Raw genomic sequence first — 17,916 nt, 5'->3', positions numbered from 1 at the left:
GATGTGAAGTGGATGAAGAAAATAACAGCAATTCTTTTAATACTGCTGCTCAGTATTTCCGGAAATCGCCTGGCTGCTCTGGCGGCAGAGGATCAGACGCCGGAAGAGCTGAATAATTTATACGCCCGTAGTGCCGTTTTAATGGATGGTGATACAGGGCGTATTCTTTATGGAAAGAATGAAAATGATGTAATGCCAATGGCAAGTACTACAAAGATCATGACCTGTATACTCACACTGGAAAAAGGAGATCTGGATTCTGTAGTTACCGCATCTTCCCTTGCTGCGTCTCAGCCAAAGGTTAGGCTGGGTATGAATACAGGAGAACGGTTTTATCTCAAAGACCTGCTCTATGCACTTATGCTGGAGTCTTTTAATGATGCCGCTGTTGCCATAGCCGAGCATCTGGGTGGAAGCGTGCAGGGATTTGCAGATATGATGAATGCAAAAGCAAAAGAGATAGGATGCACGGATACATATTTTATATCACCCAACGGATTAGACGCAACCGATGAAAAAGGAACCCATTCGACTACTGCAGCGAATCTGGCACGTATTATGAAGTACTGTATCACAGAATCACCACAAAAAGATATGTTCTTAAAAATTACAAGAGCTGCGAACCATAGTTTTGCTAATGCGGATCAGACGAGAAATTTTTCCTGTGTAAACCACAATGCATTTTTAAGCATGATGGAAGGGGCACTTTCCGGAAAGACAGGGTTCACCAACAATGCAGGGTACTGTTATGTAGGGGCACTTAAAAAAGACGGCAAGACCTTCATTGTCGCTTTGCTGGCATGCGGTTGGCCAAATAATAAGAGCTATAAGTGGAGTGATACCAGAAAGCTGATGAATTATGGGCTTCGGCATTATGATTTCAAGGAAATACATATTGGAAATGAACCTGGCGTATTTGTAGCATCCGATGTTATAAAACCCCTGAAAGTAGAATCCGGAATTCCGGAAAGCCAGAACCTGCAGGATACTGCTTTCGTAAATACCAGCCTGAAGTGTTCCAAAGATGATACTATCAAAATGCTCTTATCTGAAAATGAGAAAATAACAGCCGATTACCAGATGAAAGAACAACTTACGGCACCGGTAAAAAGTAATACTGAGATTGGGAAGGTTACTTATTACCTGAATGGAAAGCCACTGAGAGAATATCCGATTATTACCACCCAGAATATTGAAAAACTGGATTTTTCCTGGTGCCTGGATAAGATATGGGGATGGTTTGCTGCCTAAGTTGTAATGTGAGCCTGAAGTATAAAATTTCTACTTTGAAAAACCTCTGTGCAATGCTATAATAACAGGAAGCGGATTTTTCGCAAATACGACATAGAAAAGCAGAGGATGAATTAATATATGAAATCACTAGTAATCGCAGAGAAACCATCTGTTGCAAGGGATATCGCAAGGGTTTTGAAATGCCAGAAAAAGCTTCCGGGTGCTATGGAAGGCGGGCAATATGTTGTGACCTGGGCGCTGGGGCACCTGGTTACGCTGGCTGATCCGGAAGGATATGATGTTAAATATAAGGAATGGAAAATGGAAAGTCTTCCTATGATTCCTGAAAAAATGCAGCTGGTTGTAATTAAACAGAGCGCGAAACAGTATGCAGCTGTAAAAACGCAGATACACCGCAAAGATGTGGGAGAGATCATTATCGCCACAGATGCAGGAAGGGAAGGCGAGCTGGTAGCCAGATGGATTTTGGAAAAAGCCGGCAGTCACAAGCCGGTAAAGCGTCTGTGGATTTCTTCGGTAACGGATAAAGCAATCCGGGAAGGTTTTGGTCACTTAAAGGATGGAAGAGAATATATTCCGCTGTATGATGCGGCAGTGGCAAGGGCGGAAGCAGACTGGCTGGTGGGAATCAATGCTACCAGGGCATTGACCTGTAAATATAATGCCCAGTTGTCCTGCGGCAGGGTACAGACTCCAACCCTGGCAATGATTGCAGCAAGGGAGGAGGAAATAAGGAAATTTAAGCCTGAGGCTTACTATGGACTTACCCTTCGTACGAAAGGCATGGTCTGGAACTGGCAGGATGAAAAAAGTGGAAGCAGCCGGACATTCCAGAAAGAAAAGACAGATAAGATAGCAGAGAAACTTAAAAATGCAAAATTAACGGTAGTATCCGTTGAAAAGAAAGCGAAGCAGTCACAGGCTCCGGGCCTGTACGATCTGACGGAGCTTCAGCGTGAGGCAAATAAAAGGTTCGGATTTTCAGCAAAAGATACATTAAATACGATGCAGCGTTTATATGAGAATCACAAAGTACTAACCTATCCCCGAACGGATTCCAGATATATCAGTACAGATGTGGTAGATACATTAAAGGAAAGGCTGAAAGCATGTGCAGTCGGTCCCTACAAAAAGCTGGCTGGAACCCTGATTATGAAACCCATACGGGCAAACAAGTCATTTGTGGATAATGCGAAAGTCAGTGACCATCATGCGATTATTCCAACGGAGCAGTTTGTTCAGATGGATCATATGTCCGTGGATGAACGTAAGATCTATGATTTGGTAGTAAGGCGTTTTCTGGCTGTTTTATATCCGGCTTTTGAATATGAGCAGACGACAATGAAAGCAAAAGCAGGAGAGGAATTATTCACTGCAAAAGGGAAAGTTGTCAAAAGCCTGGGATGGAAAGCTGTGTATGAAGACATGGCTATGGATGATGAGGAAGACGATGAAAAGGATTCCGCAGGAAGCCTTCCGGCATTAAATAAAGGACAGGTTCTGGAGATTGAGAAAGTCACCATGACGGAAGGAAAGACGAAGCCTCCTGCACCCTTTAACGAGGCTACACTTTTATCCGCTATGGAGAATCCCGTGAAATATATGGAGAGCAAAGATGCCCAGGCAGCCAAAACACTTGGAGAGACCGGAGGACTTGGTACTGTGGCAACCCGTGCGGATATTATAGAAAAGCTGTTTAATACCTTCCTGATGGAAAAACGTGGAAAGGATATCTTCGTTACTTCCAAAGCAAAACAGCTTCTGGAACTGGTGCCGGAAGATCTGAAAAAGCCGGAACTGACAGCGGACTGGGAGATGAAGCTGTCTAAAATTGCAAAGGGGAAGTTAAAAAGAGTATCTTTTTTAAATGACATCCGCAGTTATACCCATGAAATTATAACAGAAATCAAACAGGGTGAAGGAAATTTCAGGCATGATAATCTGACCAATTCAAAATGTCCCGTCTGCGGAAAACGTATGCTTGCGGTTAATGGAAAGAACAGCCGAATGCTGGTATGCCAGGACAGGGAATGCGGACATCGTGAAACAATTGCAAGAGTGACAAATGCCAGATGTCCAAACTGCCATAAGAAAATGGAAATGGTGATGAAAGGGAGCGAAGAAACTTTTGTCTGCGTCTGCGGACATAAGGAAAAATTGTCAGCTTTTCAGGCGAGAAGGCAGAAGGAAGGTGCGGGTGTCAGCAAGAAAGATGTCCAGAACTATCTGAGCAAACAGAAGCAGGAAGCCAAAGAACCAATCAATAATGCATTTGCTGCAGCATTTGCTAAATTGGATATAAAAGAATAAATAAAATAAATGCATTATCAGACATGAGCTGGCGTCTATGGTAAAAAATTGTTAAAATATAGACAAAACACTTGCGTTTTTTATGTAAACAAGATAAAATATAATTGGCAGAAATTTGGTTTTACTTTAATAATATAGAAAATGGAGGGCTGAAAAATGAGTAATACAGCACAAAGCTTGGCAAGTACTAGAATCGCTTCTTTACTTGATGAGAACAGTTTTGTTGAAATCGGCGGATATGTAACTGCCAGAAATACTGATTTCAACATGCAGCAAAAGGAAACCCCTGCAGACGGCGTCATTACCGGTTATGGTGTGATCGACGGCAACCTGGTATATGTATATAGCCAGGATGCATCCGTACTTGGAGGTACCATTGGAGAAATGCATGCAAAGAAAATTGCTGGTCTTTATGATCTGGCGCTTAAAATGGGTGCACCAGTGATCGGTTTAGTTGACTGCGCAGGTATGAGACTTCAGGAAGCAACCGATGCTTTAAACGGATTTGGTGAAATCTACATGAAGCAGTCAGTGGCAAGCGGTATAATTCCCCAGATCACAGCCGTATTTGGTAATTGCGGCGGAGGACTTGCAATCGCTTCCGAACTTACCGACTTTACATTTATGGAAGAAAAGAAAGCAAAATTATTTGTGAATTCTCCAAATGCACTGGATGGAAATGATGTATCTAAATGTGATACAGCTTCCGCAAAATTCCAGAGTGAAGAAGCAGGAACGGTAGACTATACAGGCAGCGAAGCTGATGTACTGTCCCAGATCAGATCTCTTGTATGTATGCTCCCGGCTAACAACGAAGACGATATGTCTTATGAAGAGTGTACAGATGATTTGAACCGCGTATGTAAAGATCTTGCAAATGCAGCAGGTGACACATCCATTCTTTTATCTGATATTTCTGATGACAATCTTTTCTTTGAAACGAAAGCAGCTTATGCAAAAGAAATGGTAACCGGTTTTATTAAATTAAACGGAATTACCGTAGGTGCAGTTGCCAACCGTACAGAAGTTTGTGATGAAGAAGGCAACGTTGCAGAAACATATGAAGCAGTATTAACTAACAGAGGTGCAAAAAAAGCAGCTGAATTTATTCAGTTCTGTGATGCTTTTAATATTCCGGTATTATCCTTGACAAATGTCAAAGGATTTAAAGCAGATACTCATTCTGAAAGATGTATCGCAAAAGCTGTTGCACAACTTACTTATGCGTTTGCAAACGCTACTGTTCCTAAAGTTAACGTTATTATCGGTGCAGCTTACGGAACAGCTTATGTAGCAATGAACAGTAAATCAATCGGTGCAGACATGACATTTGCATGGACAGATGCCCAGATCGGTATGATGGATGCAAAATCGGCTGCCAGGATTATGTATGCGGATGCTGATGCGGCGACAATCAGTGAAAAGGCAGCAGAATATGCAGCTTTACAGTCAAGCGCTATGTCAGCAGCTAGAAGAGGGTATGTTGATACGTTGATTGAAGCAGAAGATACCAGAAAATATGTTATCGGAGCTTTTGAAATGTTATTCACAAAAAGAGAAGATCGTCCGAACAAAAAACATGGCACGGTTTAAGCGGGGTGAATGATATGAAACGAAAACTTAAAGGAATCTTATTGGCAATGTGCATGGCGGTAATCACCCTTGCAATGCCAATGTGTGTTTATGCAGAAGAAGCGGCTGTTTCTGATTCAGACCGTGCGACTATTGAAAGTTTTGCGCAGCAGACAGTAGAGCAGATTACTTCCATGACAGATGAGCAGATGGATGAAATTATGAAACCGTCTTCCATATTAACAGCACCAAACAAATTTTTTGTTGAAGCTGTTCAGGCGTGGCAGGATGTCAGAGATGAGCTTGGAGCATTTAAAGCGACTACCGGACATGATATCGAAGTATCCGAGGATAATATTGTAGTTACAACCAACGTAACCTTCGAAAAAGCGGATGGTGCAGTTGTACTGACAATAGGACGGGAAGATCTTGCGCCGTCAAGCATGACTTTTGATACAGGCGCGGATTCATCCATGGCTGCAAAGATGGAAAAAGCGGCATTAAATACCCTTATGGGACTTGTAATTGTATTTGTAATGCTGATTTTCTTAAGCTTTTTAATTTCTCAGTTCAAGCATTTTGGCAAACTGGAAAACCGTGGCAAAAAGAATGAAAAAGAATTAGATGTTGCAGCAAAAGCAATTCCGGTTCCAGTGGCTCCGGTCCAGGAAGAGGAATTAGCAGATGATGGTGAATTAGTTGCAGTAATAGCAGCTGCAATTGCAGCAAGTGAAAATACATCTACAGATAGTTTTGTAGTTCGTTCAATCAGAAAAGCAAATAAAAGAAAATGGCAGAACGCTTAAGTATAGGAGGAAATCGTAATGAAAAATTATACAATTACCGTTAACGGAACAGCATATGATGTAACTGTTGAAGAGGGTACCACAGGTGCAGCACAGGCTGCAGCTCCAAAAGCAGCACCGAAGGCAGCACCAAAAGCAGCTCCAAAGGCTGCAGCACCGGCAGGTGGATCCGCAGGAGCTGTAAAAGTAGCTGCATCCGTACCTGGAAAAGTATGTAAGATTGAAGCCAGTGTTGGACAGGCTGTGAAAACCGGTGATAATATCATGATCCTGGAAGCAATGAAAATGGAAATTCCAGTTGTTGCACCTCAGGATGGAACCATTGCAAGTATTGATGTAGCTGTTGGTGATACCGTTGAAAACGGAGATGCTTTAGCATCTATGAATTAGAATTTGCATAAATAATGTAAATTCCCACCAGTAGAAAAATCTGCTGAAATACTAAAATGGGAGGTAAAAACATGTCTTATATTCTTGATACTTTGTCGAACTTACTTCACCAGACAGCGTTCTTTAATCTGACAGTAGGTAACTATGTTATGATTGCAGTTGCATGTATATTCTTGTACCTGGCTATTAAACATGGGTTTGAGCCTCTGTTGCTGGTACCGATTGCGTTTGGTATGCTTTTGGTAAATATCTATCCGGATATCATGATGAGACCGGAAGATTCTGCCAATGGAGTAGGTGGACTTCTTCACTACTTCTATATTCTGGATGAGTGGAGTATTTTACCATCACTTATTTTTATGGGTGTTGGTGCTATGACTGACTTCGGTCCGCTGATTGCGAATCCGCGAAGCTTCCTGCTTGGCGCTGCAGCTCAGCTTGGTATTTATGTTGCATATTTCCTGGCAATCCTCTTAGGATTTAATGGAAAAGCGGCAGCAGCAATCTCCATCATTGGTGGTGCTGATGGTCCTACCTCAATCTTCCTTGCCGGTAAACTGGGGCAGGCAACCCTAATGGGGCCAATTGCGGTGGCGGCATATTCATATATGTCTCTCGTACCGATTATTCAGCCGCCGATTATGAAGCTGTTAACAACAGAAAAAGAAAGAAAGATCAAAATGGAGCAGTTAAGACCTGTTTCCAAATTAGAGAAAATCTTATTCCCCATCATTATCAGTATCGTTGTATGCTTAATCCTGCCTACAACCGCGCCACTTGTTGGTATGTTAATGCTTGGTAACTTATTCAGAGAATCAGGTGTTGTAAAACAGCTCACGGAAACTGCATCAAATGCGCTTATGTACATCGTAGTTATTTTACTTGGAACCTCTGTAGGTGCATCTACCAGTGCAGAAGCATTCCTGAATCTGAATACTATTAAAATCGTTGTTTTAGGTCTTGTAGCCTTCGCATTCGGTACTGCCGGCGGTGTTCTGCTTGGCAAGCTGATGTGTAAACTGACACATGGCAAGATTAATCCGTTAATCGGTTCAGCAGGAGTATCTGCAGTTCCTATGGCGGCTCGTGTATCACAGAAGGTAGGTGCGGAAGCAGATCCTACAAACTTCCTTCTGATGCATGCGATGGGACCAAACGTAGCGGGCGTTATCGGTACGGCAGTTGCCGCCGGTACCTTCATGGCTATATTTGGGATTTAGCCTGAAATAAGAGACAGGTTATAAAGTAGAAACCGGACGGATTATGACAATCCGTCTGAGCGCCTAAGCACGCTCTAGTGACAAAATATAAGGAGGTCAGAAAATGTCAGAAGTAGTAAAAAAACCAATTAAAATTACCGAGACAATACTGCGTGATGCACATCAGTCCCTGATTGCAACCAGAATGACAACAGAACAGATGCTGCCAATCGTAGAGAAACTGGATAAAGTGGGATATCATTCCGTAGAGTGCTGGGGTGGAGCAACCTTTGATGCATCTCTTCGTTTCTTGAAAGAAGATCCATGGGAAAGACTTCGTAAATTCCGTGACGGATTTAAAAATACAAAGTTACAGATGTTATTCCGTGGACAGAATATCCTTGGATACCGTCCATACGCAGATGATGTGGTAGAATATTTTGTTCAGAAATCCCTTTCAAATGGTATTGATATTATTCGTATATTTGACTGTATGAATGATTTACGTAACCTAAAAGCAGCTGTTGATGCTGCAAATAAGGAAAAAGGCCATGCACAGGTAGCGCTCTCTTACACTTTGGGAGATGCATACACACATGATTACTGGATCAAAATGGCTAAAAATGTAGAAGAAATGGGTGCAAACTCAATCTGTCTGAAGGATATGGCAGGCCTTTTACTTCCTTATGAAGCTACAGAACTGATCGGCAAACTGAAAAAAGCAGTTAAAATACCGATTCAGCTGCATACCCATTATACATCAGGTGTTGCTTCTATGACTTACTTAAAAGCAGTAGAAGCTGGAGTTGACGTAATTGATACGGCAATGTCACCATTCGCTCTTGGAACATCCCAGCCGGCAACAGAAGTTATGGTTGAGACTTTCAAAGGAACACAGTATGATACTGGATTCGATCAGAAATTATTAGCAGAAATCGCTGATTACTTCAGACCAATCAGAGATGAAGCTTTAAGTTCCGGTTTATTAAATCCGAAAAACCTTGGTGTTGATATTAAGACATTGTTATATCAGGTACCTGGCGGTATGCTTTCTAACCTGACTTCTCAGCTGAAAGAACAGCACGCAGAAGACAAATATTACGATGTGCTTGCAGAAGTTCCAAGAGTGCGTAAAGATCTTGGTGAGCCGCCGCTTGTAACACCTTCTTCACAGATCGTTGGTACACAGGCTGTATTTAACGTAATCATGGGAGAGCGTTACAAAATGGTTACCAAAGAAACAAAGGCAGTTCTGTCCGGAGAATACGGCGCAACTGTTAAACCATTCAACAAGGAAATCCAGAAGAAATGTATTGGTGACAAGACACCGATTACCTGCCGTCCGGCTGACTTGCTGAAACCAGAATTAAAGACAATCGAAGCTGAAATGTCACAGTGGAAAGAACAGGATGAAGATGTCCTGACCTACGCACTGTTCCCACAGGTTGCTACCGATTTCTTTAAATACAGAGAAGCTCAGAAAACGAAAGTAGATCCGAAAACGGCTGATACGAAGAATGGGGCTTATCCGGTTTAGAAATTTATAATAAGAGGTTTGGGGAATTAAAATTCCTCAGACCTCTTTTTGCTTGTTTTTACACAATGCTGAAAAAACCAGATAAAAATTGAAATTTCCCTGGTTTCATGTTAATATTAATATTTGAAAGAAAATCGCTTTCAAATTACTAATTAAGGAATAGTACAAGCCTGCTTGCGCTATTCAGGGGAATTAGAATGAAAATTATAGAGAATACGAAGGAATATAAATGTTATGCCAACGACCAATGAATTGTTAAGTCAGAGAAACCGAAAAGGAAAAAAGATAAATATAAACCCCAATGGTCCCAACCGTGTGCACCGGGCTATGAAAATGGATGCGGTATTCAGTGATATGCCTCAGGAAGATATTCTGAAGACGATTCTGAAGTCTGATATTCGAAATCTTCAAATGACACTTGATGAAGCTGATGAGACTTCTTTCGAAGTGGCAGTGGAAATGATTTTAAATGCCAGGGATATATATGTGATTGGTGTCAGAAGCTGTGAACCACTGGCTAATTTCCTGGGATTTTATTTAAATCTGATGTTTAAAAATGTAAAGGTAATCAGTACCAACAGTGCCAGTGAGTTGTTTGAACAGCTGTTTCGGATTGGTGCCGAGGATGTGATTATCGGTATCAGTTTTCCACGCTATTCCATGCGTACCTTAAAGGCGATGGAGCTGGCGAACAACCGGAGTGCGAAAGTGATATCCATTACGGACAGCATCTATTCGCCCATGAAACTGTATGCGACCTGTAATTTGACGGCTAAAAGCGACATGGCTTCGATTGCAGACTCTCTGACAGCGCCTATGAGCCTCATTAACGCCCTTGTAGTGTCTCTTTGCATGAGACGCCAGGCTGAGATGGCAGAGTCCTTAAAAACGCTGGAACAGGTCTGGGAGGAGTATCAGGTATATAACAATGATGAGATTAATTATATTGATAATCATATAGAAGTGAAATTTCCCGGCAGAACCGATGAAAATTAAGAAGGAAGAACAGGTGTGGATATAAAAATGAGCAAGGTTTTAATTATTGGCGGTGGAGCAGCCGGAATGTTTGCAGCATGTGCAGCAGCTTCGAATGGCCATGAAGTACATGTGTTTGAAAAAAACGAAAAGCTTGGCAAGAAGCTGTTTATCACCGGTAAGGGAAGATGTAATCTGACCAATGCCTGCGATATGGAAGAATTATTTGATAGTGTCTGCACAAATAAGAAGTTTTTATACAGTGCTTTTTATGGATATACCAATCAGGACGTAATTGATTTCTTTGAAGAAGCTGGCATGAAAACGAAAATTGAGAGAGGCAGCCGGGTATTTCCGGTTTCAGATCATTCCTCTGATGTGATTGCCGCCCTGACCAGGAAAATGAAATCTCTTGGAGTAAAGACGTATTTTAATACAACGGTAAAAGGAATTATTATTGAAGAAGAGTCATGTAAAGGAATTATTCTGGAAGATAAAACTAAGCTGTACGGAGATGCTGTGATAGTTACTACAGGAGGTTTTTCTTATCAAAGTACAGGATCTACCGGGGATGGATACCGCTTTGCAAAAGATGCGGGACATAAAGTAACAGATTTGCTTCCTTCCCTTGTTCCTATGAATACCAAAGAAGAATTTGTGAAGCGCTTACAGGGACTTTCCCTGCGTAATGTAAGAATTACCCTGTGTGATGGAAAAAAATGCCTGTATGAGGATTTTGGAGAAATGATGTTCACTCATTTTGGCATCACCGGACCATTAATTCTTACGGCCAGTACTACGGTGACGAAAAAATATCGCGGAAAGGATCTGCAGCTTTATATAGATCTGAAACCGGCACTTTCCGAAGAGCAGCTGGATCATCGTATACTCCGTGAATTTGAAGAGGGAAAGAACAGGCAATTTAAAAATGTCATAAACACCCTGTTTCCGGCTAAGCTTATTCCTGTTATGATAGATCTGTCGGAAATTTCTCCGGAAAAGAAAGTGAATGAAATTTCCAGGGAAGAACGGCAGAATTTAGTATCTCTGATTAAGCATCTGCCCCTTACGGTAACGGGACTGCGGGATTATAATGAAGCCATTATTACCAGAGGCGGTGTGGCGGTGAAAGAGGTCAATCCGTCTACAATGGAGTCAAAACTGGTATCCTGCCTGTATTTTGCAGGGGAGGTTTTGGATCTGGATGCAGTGACAGGTGGATTTAACCTGCAGATTGCCTGGTCAACCGCCTATGCTGCAGGACAGGCTATTGAATAGCTGAGGGTTCAAAATTTATGGACTGCCCGGCATTTTAGGGAGGAAATGATGTGACAAATGCGGCAGATGCCGCAATTAAATAAATAATGGAGGTTTTCAATGAGTTTTAATATTGCAATTGACGGACCTGCAGGAGCAGGAAAAAGTACTATAGCAAAAAGAGTGGCAAAAGAGCTTTCTTTTATTTATGTGGATACCGGAGCGATGTATCGGGCGATTGCACTTTATCTGATTCGCAGTAAGGTGTCTCCTTCAGACCAGGAGGCGCTGAAGAAAGCCTGTGAGAATATAGAAATTACGATTTCCTATGAAAATGGAGAACAGCAGGTCATCCTGAATGGAGAGAATGTGACGGGATTAATCAGGACCGAAGAAGTGGGGAATATGGCTTCAGCCGCATCCGCTAATCAGCCGGTCAGGGAAAAGCTGTTAGATCTTCAGAGAAATCTTGCCCGGAATTCGGATGTTCTGATGGATGGCAGGGATATAGGGACAAATGTACTTCCAAATGCCCAGCTTAAGATTTACCTGACGGCTAGTTCAGCTACCAGGGCAGAGCGGCGTTATCTGGAATTGCAGGAAAAGGGGGAGAACTGTCAATTGGAAGAAATCGAACGGGATATCATCGAACGCGACCAGCGTGACATGAACCGTGATATTGCGCCTTTGAAACAGGCAGAAGATGCAGTTCTTGTAGACTCCTCCAACATGGGAATAGACCAGGTGGTTGAGTGTATATTGTCCCTCTATGAAGAAAGAAAAGGCAGGTAGGACATGGAAGTAATTGTGGCAAAGACGGCTGGATTTTGCTTTGGAGTAAAACGTGCTGTTGATAAGGTATATGAGCAGGTAGAAAAAGGAACAGAACCTATCTGCACTTATGGGCCGATTATTCATAACGAAGAAGTAGTAAAAGATCTGGAGCGTAAAGGTGTTTCCGTGATTAACTCTGTCTCTGAATTAAAAGCGCTTAAGGAAGGCACGGTTGTAATCCGTTCTCATGGCGTAGCAAAAGAAATTTACGATATAATAGAATCAAAAGGGCTTCATCTGGTTGACGCAACCTGTCCTTTTGTTTTAAAAATACACAATATTGTAAAAAAGGAAAGCGCCAGTGGATCAGAAATAATCATAATCGGAAATGATCAGCATCCGGAAGTAGAAGGAATCAAAGGTTGGTGTTCGGGACCTGTTACGGTGATAGAATCGGCTGCTGAAGCGGAGAATTTCGTACAGGAAAGTGGAAAAAGGCTCTGCATTGTGTCCCAAACGACATTTAATTACAATAAATTTAATAAATTAGTTGAAATTCTTTCTAAAAAGGGTTATGATATAATTGTTTTAAATACGATTTGCAACGCGACTGAAGAGAGGCAGACCGAAGCGAGGGCGATTGCAAAGCGCGTAGATGGCATGATTGTCATCGGGGGCAGGCATAGTTCCAATACGCAGAAGCTATTTGAAATATGCAAAAATGAATGTGAAAATACTTACTATATACAGACACTCGTTGATTTGGATGTACATTCTTTACCATCCATGGGTTGCGTAGGTATTACCGCAGGGGCATCGACCCCAAATAATATTATTGAGGAGGTTCAAAAGAATGTCAGAAATGAGTTTTGAACAAATGCTGGAAGAATCATTTAAAACAATTCATAATGGAGAGGTAGTCGAAGGTACAATCATCGACGTCAAAGAAGATGAGATCATCTTAAATATAGGCTATAAAGCTGACGGTATCATCACAAGAAGTGAATATACAAACGAACCGAACGTAGACCTTCGTACACTTGTTAATGTCAATGACAAAATGGAAGCAAAAGTATTAAAAGTGAATGATGGCGAAGGTCAGGTATTACTTACTTATAAGAGATTAGCAGCAGAAAAAGGCAACAAGAAACTGGAAGAAGCTTTCAATAACCATGAAGTATTAAAAGCACAGGTAGCTCAGGTACTTGGCGGCGGATTAAGCGTTGTAGTAGATGAGTCCAGAGTATTCATTCCTGCAAGCCTGGTTTCTGATACCTATGAGAAAAATCTGGGTAAATATGAAGGACAGGAAATTGAATTCGTAATCAGCGAATTTAATCCACGCAGAAGAAGAATCATTGGTGACCGTAAGCAGTTATTAGTTGCTAAAAAAGAAGTAATGCAAAAAGAACTCTTTGAAAGAATCCATGAAGGTGACGTTGTAGAAGGCGTTATTAAGAATGTTACAGACTTTGGAGCATTTATTGATCTTGGCGGAGCTGACGGTTTACTTCATATTTCCGAAATGTCCTGGGGCAGAGTAGAGAATCCAAAGAAAGTATTCAAAGTTGGTGAAACAATTTCCGTATTGATAAAAGAAATCAGCGGAACAAAGATCGCATTAAGCTTAAAATTTGAAAACCAGAATCCATGGCTTACAGCAGCTGAAAAGTATGCAGTAGGAAATGTAGTGGATGGAAAAGTTGCAAGAATGACTGACTTTGGTGCATTTGTAGAATTAGAGCCAGGAGTTGATGCTTTACTTCATGTATCTCAGATCTCTCATGACCACGTAGAGAAACCATCTGATGTATTATCCGTTGGACAGGAAATTACAGCAAAGGTAGTGGATTTCAATGAAGATGATAAGAAAATCAGCCTGAGCATGAAAGCTTTGGAAAATGCAGAAGATGCGGTATCCCAGGAAATGTATGAAGATGTAGCAGAAGATGCTGCAGAGGATATGGTTGAAGAGTCAATTACAGAATAATTGATACAGGCATTTCCAGTTATCTGGAAATGCCGTTTTTGTTGGATTTAGAGGACAGAGGCCCACATCGAAAATTGTTAAATAAACAACTAGCCTGTTAATTATACAACTAGCTCGTTAAATAAACAACTTTCCGAAATTGGGCTTTTTTTCTGTTTTTTTTCTGAAATATGTGCTATACTGTCTCTGGAGTTTAAAACAAATTTTGAATATAAGTCAGGAGATTTTCCGTGTTTTCCAGGAACTCCGGAGTACATTCAAAGTACGTGACAGGGTCAGAATAATTTTCTTTAAAGGCAGGGACATAAAGTTCCGCGGCCTGCGGAAGAAAGCTGCCGGATTTTTTTTGAAAGCAGGTAGCAGCTTTTGCGGGAACCCGGTAGGCTTTATCTATGAAAGATGCCACACTTTTGTGCATGGCGGTATCTTCAGCCGGTAAATAGTAGTAATTTTTATAATCACGGAAAAAATACTTTAAGGTACCAGTGAATCCCGGTATTTGGATTTTACAGGTTTTGTCATGGGCTGTCATATACCCGAAATCCAGTTTGCAGGAGATGGGTTTTGGCAGATTACAGGGAAGAGAAGCTGTAATCAAAAGGGAAAAGGCATGATCAGATTCTTCTGATATTTCGGTGTGGGTAATCGCAAATCTCCCATTTATAAGGTCCAGATAGGATAACAGTGGGAATAATCCGGCTAATCCCCTTAAATCATCGTGATTATGCCAGAGCAGTTGTTCACAAAGCCGCGGATCATGGTTTTTCTGGTATTCCCGGCAAATTGGAATCAGTTCCCCGCCATTGGCTGTGTCTGTGCGGTCTGTTTCCAAATATTCCTCTAACGATCGCTGGTTTAAATGAGTAAGCTTTAAGTATTTCTTCAGTGGTTTTACTTTCAGATATATGTCAATGCTGTTAAGCTGTTCTGGTAGAAAGGTCTGGTTATGGGTTTCACATTTTGCTTTCACATAAGGAAGGTCAAAGCGATCCCCATTAAAATGGATCAGGTATACATAGTTGGCGGCAAACTGGATGAAGCTGTGGAGCAGCAGCGGTTCGTCTGACTCTGTTTCAGCCAGCCATTGACGAAGTTTCCAGGAATCATGTTCATAATACATTACTCCAATGAGGTACAGGCTGGAGCTGCGAGGTGAAAAGCCGGTGGTTTCGATATCAAAAAACAGTACATCTGCAGGATTGTAATGTCTGGCTATCAGATGAACGTTAGGAATAGATATATCAGTTGTTTTAGTAATCATAGGATCGCCTCCAAATTTTTCATAAGTAACTGTTCAGCAGAATTATATCACATTTCAAGCAATTGTCATAGGTGATTTATTGCAGGAAAGAGGAGATCAGGTAATATGTGGGATTTTCAGATTTTGGGTGTCGACTTGTATCATATATTGAGTTGGCTGTACTTATATAGTTTTTTGGGATGGCTCTGGGAGAGCTGTTATGTCTCTGTAAAGGAGAAAAAGATCATTAACAGAGGATTCGTTACCGGACCACTGTGTACGATTTACGGAGTGGGGGCTGTGGGTGTCTACCTGATTCTAAGGCCTCTTGAAGACAGACTCATCATCCTGTATCTGGGCGGAGTTCTTGTCGCTACGGTTTTGGAATATGTTACCGCGCTGCTGATGGAAACTCTTTTTCATACAAGCTGGTGGGACTACAGCAGCAAACCATATAATTTTCAAGGCAGAATATGTCTGGGCAGTTCTATTGCCTGGGGATTTTTTACCGTTATCATGTTTAAAGTGTTCCAGCCTTTTGCAGAATGGGTAGTGAATCTCTTTTCTGTACCAACGGGGCATGCCATGATTATCATTATTACTGTTTTGTATGTGGTTGATTTTTCATTTTCTACACTTACTGCTATGAAACTGGGACAGAAGCTTGGTGGATTGGAACGGGCTATGGGAGAATTGGTAGAGTATGTTCAGAATACCAGGATCTATAGTTCGGCGGGAGAGCTGGTAGAACGGCTTGAACCTTATCGTCAGTCCTTTAACAAACAAAATGTGAAAGAAAAAATGGATCAGTACCAGGCAGGTATCTTAAAATTCCTGAATCTGGAAGGGAAAGAAGAGAGTCTGGGTGAAATCAAAAATAAACTGTCTGCAGTCAGGGATCAGTATGTTAAAATGGCTTCCGGTATTAACTGGAATGACAGGCGTCTGTTCCGCGCATATCCGAATCTGAGTAAAGCAACCGGAACAAAGAGATGGATGAAAAAGAAAAGTAAAAAAAGGAATGCAAAAAAATGTGTAAATGATAAATCAAAAAAGAATGATAGATAAAAAAACGATAGATCAAAATAACGATGGATAAAAAACGATAGATAAAAAACGATAGATAAAAAAACGATAGATCAAAAAACGATAGATCAAAAAACGATAGATCAAAATTAGATTTTTAATGAGGATGAAATAATTTACGCTATAAAATTATCCGTGGGTAACTGCTGATAATCTTTATGATATATTTAAAAAGAAGGAAGGTAAAAAAAATGGCACGATTCACGTTTAAGGGCGGGATCCATCCAAACGATGGAAAAGACCTGTCTAAAGACAAACCGATTCGGACTGTGTTGCCAAAAGGCGATCTGGTGTATCCGCTTTCTCAGCATATCGGTGCGCCAGCCAAACCGATTGTAGCAAAGGGTGACCATGTAGTAATCGGACAGAAAATTGCTGAAGCCGGTGGATTTGTATCCGCTCCGATTCATGCTTCCGTATCTGGTACGGTTAAGACAATTGAGCCAAGGCTGACAGTTACAGGAGTAATGGCAGATGCCATCGTCATCGAAAATGACGGTAAGTATGAAGAACTGCAGTGGCCAAAAAGAAAGCCATTGAAAGACCTCACAGGGCCTGAAATTCTGGAGATGGTAAAGGAGGCCGGCATTGTCGGTATGGGTGGAGCTGGTTTTCCAACTCATGTAAAATTATCTCCGAAGGAACCCGATAAGATTGACTACATTATTGCAAACTGTGCAGAATGCGAGCCATATCTGACAAGCGATTACAGGAGGATGTTAGAATCCCCGGAAAAAATCGTTGGCGGAGTACGGGCAATTCTTAGACTATTCCCAAAAGCAAAAGGTATTATTGCGGTGGAAGACAATAAGAAAGATGCAATTGCCATTTTAAAAGAAGCAGCAAAGGATGATTCCAATATTGAAGTCATGGAATTGAAAACAAAATATCCCCAGGGTGCAGAGCGTCAGCTTATATATGCAACTACAGGGAGAGCGATTAATTCATCTATGCTTCCGGCAGACGTTGGATGCATTGTAAATAACTGTGATACGGTTACTGCCGTTTACCGGGCTGTTTATGAAGGAAGACCGCTGATGCACCGTATTGTTACGGTAACGGGAGATGCAATTGCTAATCCCCAGAACTTCAGTGTGTGTACCGGAACAAATTATCATGAACTGATTGAAGAAGCAGGGGGATTTAAGACACAGCCGGAGAAAATTGTATCCGGAGGTCCGATGATGGGATTTGGGTTATATAATCTGGATGTTCCTACAACGAAGACATCTTCTGCTCTTTTATGCCTGACAAAGGATGAAGTTTCCCAGTATGAGCCTACCGCATGTATCAACTGCGGCCGCTGTGTGAGTGTCTGTCCGGGACGTATTATACCGTCCAAACTGGCGGATTATTCCATGCGCCATGACGAGGAGTCCTTTGTTAAATATGAAGGTATGGAATGCTGCGAATGCGGCTGCTGCAGCTTTATTTGTCCTGCAAAGCGCCCGTTAACCCAGTATATTAAATCTATGCGTAAAATTGTTCTTGCAAATAGAAAAAAGAAGTAGAAGGGAGAGTGAACA

At 41.5% G+C, this 17,916-nt stretch carries 15 protein-coding genes; 14 read left to right on the top strand and 1 reads right to left on the bottom strand.

All coding sequences use genetic code 11. The features are described 5' to 3' along the window. The first annotated feature begins 12 nt into the window (after window positions 1-12). The 12 genes from RHS_RS01575 (at window position 13) to rpsA (ending at window position 14,064) form a co-directional block, all read left to right on the top strand. On the top strand, window positions 13-1,251 hold the full coding sequence (locus RHS_RS01575) for a D-alanyl-D-alanine carboxypeptidase family protein (protein ID WP_027294682.1): 1,239 nt from the start codon (window positions 13-15) through the stop codon (window positions 1,249-1,251). A 120-nt stretch (window positions 1,252-1,371) separates the two neighbouring features. Continuing rightward, window positions 1,372-3,564 carry a DNA topoisomerase 3 gene (locus tag RHS_RS01570; protein WP_047832168.1) on the top strand — a complete coding sequence of 731 codons (2,193 nt, stop codon included), beginning with the start codon at window positions 1,372-1,374 and terminating at the stop codon, window positions 3,562-3,564. Window positions 3,565-3,720: 156 nt separating this feature from the next. Then, window positions 3,721-5,157 carry an acyl-CoA carboxylase subunit beta gene (locus tag RHS_RS01565; protein ID WP_027294680.1) on the top strand — a complete coding sequence of 479 codons (1,437 nt, stop codon included), beginning with the start codon at window positions 3,721-3,723 and terminating at the stop codon, window positions 5,155-5,157. A gap of 14 nt (window positions 5,158-5,171) precedes the next feature. Next, window positions 5,172-5,942, top strand: coding sequence for an OadG family transporter subunit (locus RHS_RS01560; protein WP_052431029.1), 771 nt, complete (start codon window positions 5,172-5,174; stop codon window positions 5,940-5,942). 18 nt (window positions 5,943-5,960) lie between these two features. Continuing rightward, a complete protein-coding gene (locus tag RHS_RS01555) occupies window positions 5,961-6,332 on the top strand; it encodes a biotin/lipoyl-containing protein (protein WP_027294678.1) in 372 nt (123 codons plus the stop codon). 71 nt (window positions 6,333-6,403) lie between these two features. Then, complete coding sequence (locus tag RHS_RS01550) at window positions 6,404-7,552, top strand: sodium ion-translocating decarboxylase subunit beta (RefSeq protein ID WP_027294677.1); 1,149 nt, start codon at window positions 6,404-6,406, stop codon at window positions 7,550-7,552. Window positions 7,553-7,655: 103 nt separating this feature from the next. After that, complete coding sequence (locus RHS_RS01545; protein ID WP_027294676.1) at window positions 7,656-9,068, top strand: oxaloacetate decarboxylase subunit alpha; 1,413 nt, start codon at window positions 7,656-7,658, stop codon at window positions 9,066-9,068. 234 nt (window positions 9,069-9,302) lie between these two features. After that, window positions 9,303-10,064, top strand: coding sequence for a MurR/RpiR family transcriptional regulator (locus RHS_RS01540; RefSeq protein WP_052377847.1), 762 nt, complete (start codon window positions 9,303-9,305; stop codon window positions 10,062-10,064). A gap of 27 nt (window positions 10,065-10,091) precedes the next feature. Continuing rightward, window positions 10,092-11,321, top strand: a complete 1,230-nt coding sequence (locus tag RHS_RS01535; protein ID WP_047832183.1) for an aminoacetone oxidase family FAD-binding enzyme — start codon at window positions 10,092-10,094, stop codon at window positions 11,319-11,321. Window positions 11,322-11,420: 99 nt separating this feature from the next. Next, complete coding sequence (cmk, locus tag RHS_RS01530; RefSeq protein WP_044297025.1) at window positions 11,421-12,092, top strand: (d)CMP kinase; 672 nt, start codon at window positions 11,421-11,423, stop codon at window positions 12,090-12,092. A 3-nt stretch (window positions 12,093-12,095) separates the two neighbouring features. After that, window positions 12,096-12,947, top strand: coding sequence for a 4-hydroxy-3-methylbut-2-enyl diphosphate reductase (ispH, locus tag RHS_RS01525; RefSeq protein WP_027294673.1), 852 nt, complete (start codon window positions 12,096-12,098; stop codon window positions 12,945-12,947). Then, window positions 12,928-14,064: a 30S ribosomal protein S1 gene (gene rpsA / locus RHS_RS01520; protein WP_027294672.1), complete on the top strand. Its 1,137-nt coding sequence runs from the start codon at window positions 12,928-12,930 to the stop codon at window positions 14,062-14,064. The genes ispH and rpsA overlap by 20 nt, the downstream gene beginning before the upstream one ends. A 193-nt stretch (window positions 14,065-14,257) precedes the next feature. On the opposite strand, the gene RHS_RS01515 is transcribed toward rpsA, so the two are convergent. Then, window positions 14,258-15,325 (bottom strand): ribonuclease H-like domain-containing protein, encoded by a 1,068-nt coding sequence (locus RHS_RS01515; protein ID WP_047832167.1) that lies wholly within the window; start codon window positions 15,323-15,325, stop codon window positions 14,258-14,260. Window positions 15,326-15,430: 105 nt separating this feature from the next. On the opposite strand from RHS_RS01515, the gene RHS_RS01510 reads away from it, so the two are divergent. Together RHS_RS01510 and rsxC are read left to right on the top strand one after the other, a co-directional pair. Further along, complete coding sequence (locus RHS_RS01510; protein WP_047832166.1) at window positions 15,431-16,372, top strand: hypothetical protein; 942 nt, start codon at window positions 15,431-15,433, stop codon at window positions 16,370-16,372. A gap of 209 nt (window positions 16,373-16,581) precedes the next feature. Continuing rightward, the gene (gene rsxC / locus RHS_RS01505) at window positions 16,582-17,901 is read left to right on the top strand and encodes an electron transport complex subunit RsxC (protein ID WP_047832165.1); all 1,320 of its coding nucleotides are present in this window, start codon (window positions 16,582-16,584) and stop codon (window positions 17,899-17,901) included. Window positions 17,902-17,916: the final 15 nt, after the last annotated feature.

The organism is Robinsoniella sp. RHS, assembly GCF_001029355.1.
Taxonomy (GTDB): domain Bacteria; phylum Bacillota; class Clostridia; order Lachnospirales; family Lachnospiraceae; genus Robinsoniella; species Robinsoniella peoriensis.
This window is presented reverse-complemented; position numbering and strand designations above follow the sequence as displayed.

Bases quoted from the DNA above. Each gene is read 5' to 3' on its own strand.
- RHS_RS01575 (WP_027294682.1), top strand. From the start codon at position 13: ATGAAGAAAATAACAGCAATTCTTTTAATACTGCTGCTCAGTATTTCC.
- RHS_RS01570 (WP_047832168.1), top strand. From the start codon at position 1,372: ATGAAATCACTAGTAATCGCAGAGAAACCATCTGTTGCAAGGGATATC.
- RHS_RS01565 (WP_027294680.1), top strand. From the start codon at position 3,721: ATGAGTAATACAGCACAAAGCTTGGCAAGTACTAGAATCGCTTCTTTA.
- RHS_RS01560 (WP_052431029.1), top strand. From the start codon at position 5,172: ATGAAACGAAAACTTAAAGGAATCTTATTGGCAATGTGCATGGCGGTA.
- RHS_RS01555 (WP_027294678.1), top strand. From the start codon at position 5,961: ATGAAAAATTATACAATTACCGTTAACGGAACAGCATATGATGTAACT.
- RHS_RS01550 (WP_027294677.1), top strand. From the start codon at position 6,404: ATGTCTTATATTCTTGATACTTTGTCGAACTTACTTCACCAGACAGCG.
- RHS_RS01545 (WP_027294676.1), top strand. From the start codon at position 7,656: ATGTCAGAAGTAGTAAAAAAACCAATTAAAATTACCGAGACAATACTG.
- RHS_RS01540 (WP_052377847.1), top strand. From the start codon at position 9,303: ATGCCAACGACCAATGAATTGTTAAGTCAGAGAAACCGAAAAGGAAAA.
- RHS_RS01535 (WP_047832183.1), top strand. From the start codon at position 10,092: ATGAGCAAGGTTTTAATTATTGGCGGTGGAGCAGCCGGAATGTTTGCA.
- cmk (WP_044297025.1), top strand. From the start codon at position 11,421: ATGAGTTTTAATATTGCAATTGACGGACCTGCAGGAGCAGGAAAAAGT.
- ispH (WP_027294673.1), top strand. From the start codon at position 12,096: ATGGAAGTAATTGTGGCAAAGACGGCTGGATTTTGCTTTGGAGTAAAA.
- rpsA (WP_027294672.1), top strand. From the start codon at position 12,928: ATGTCAGAAATGAGTTTTGAACAAATGCTGGAAGAATCATTTAAAACA.
- RHS_RS01515 (WP_047832167.1), bottom strand. From the start codon at position 15,325: ATGATTACTAAAACAACTGATATATCTATTCCTAACGTTCATCTGATA.
- RHS_RS01510 (WP_047832166.1), top strand. From the start codon at position 15,431: ATGTGGGATTTTCAGATTTTGGGTGTCGACTTGTATCATATATTGAGT.
- rsxC (WP_047832165.1), top strand. From the start codon at position 16,582: ATGGCACGATTCACGTTTAAGGGCGGGATCCATCCAAACGATGGAAAA.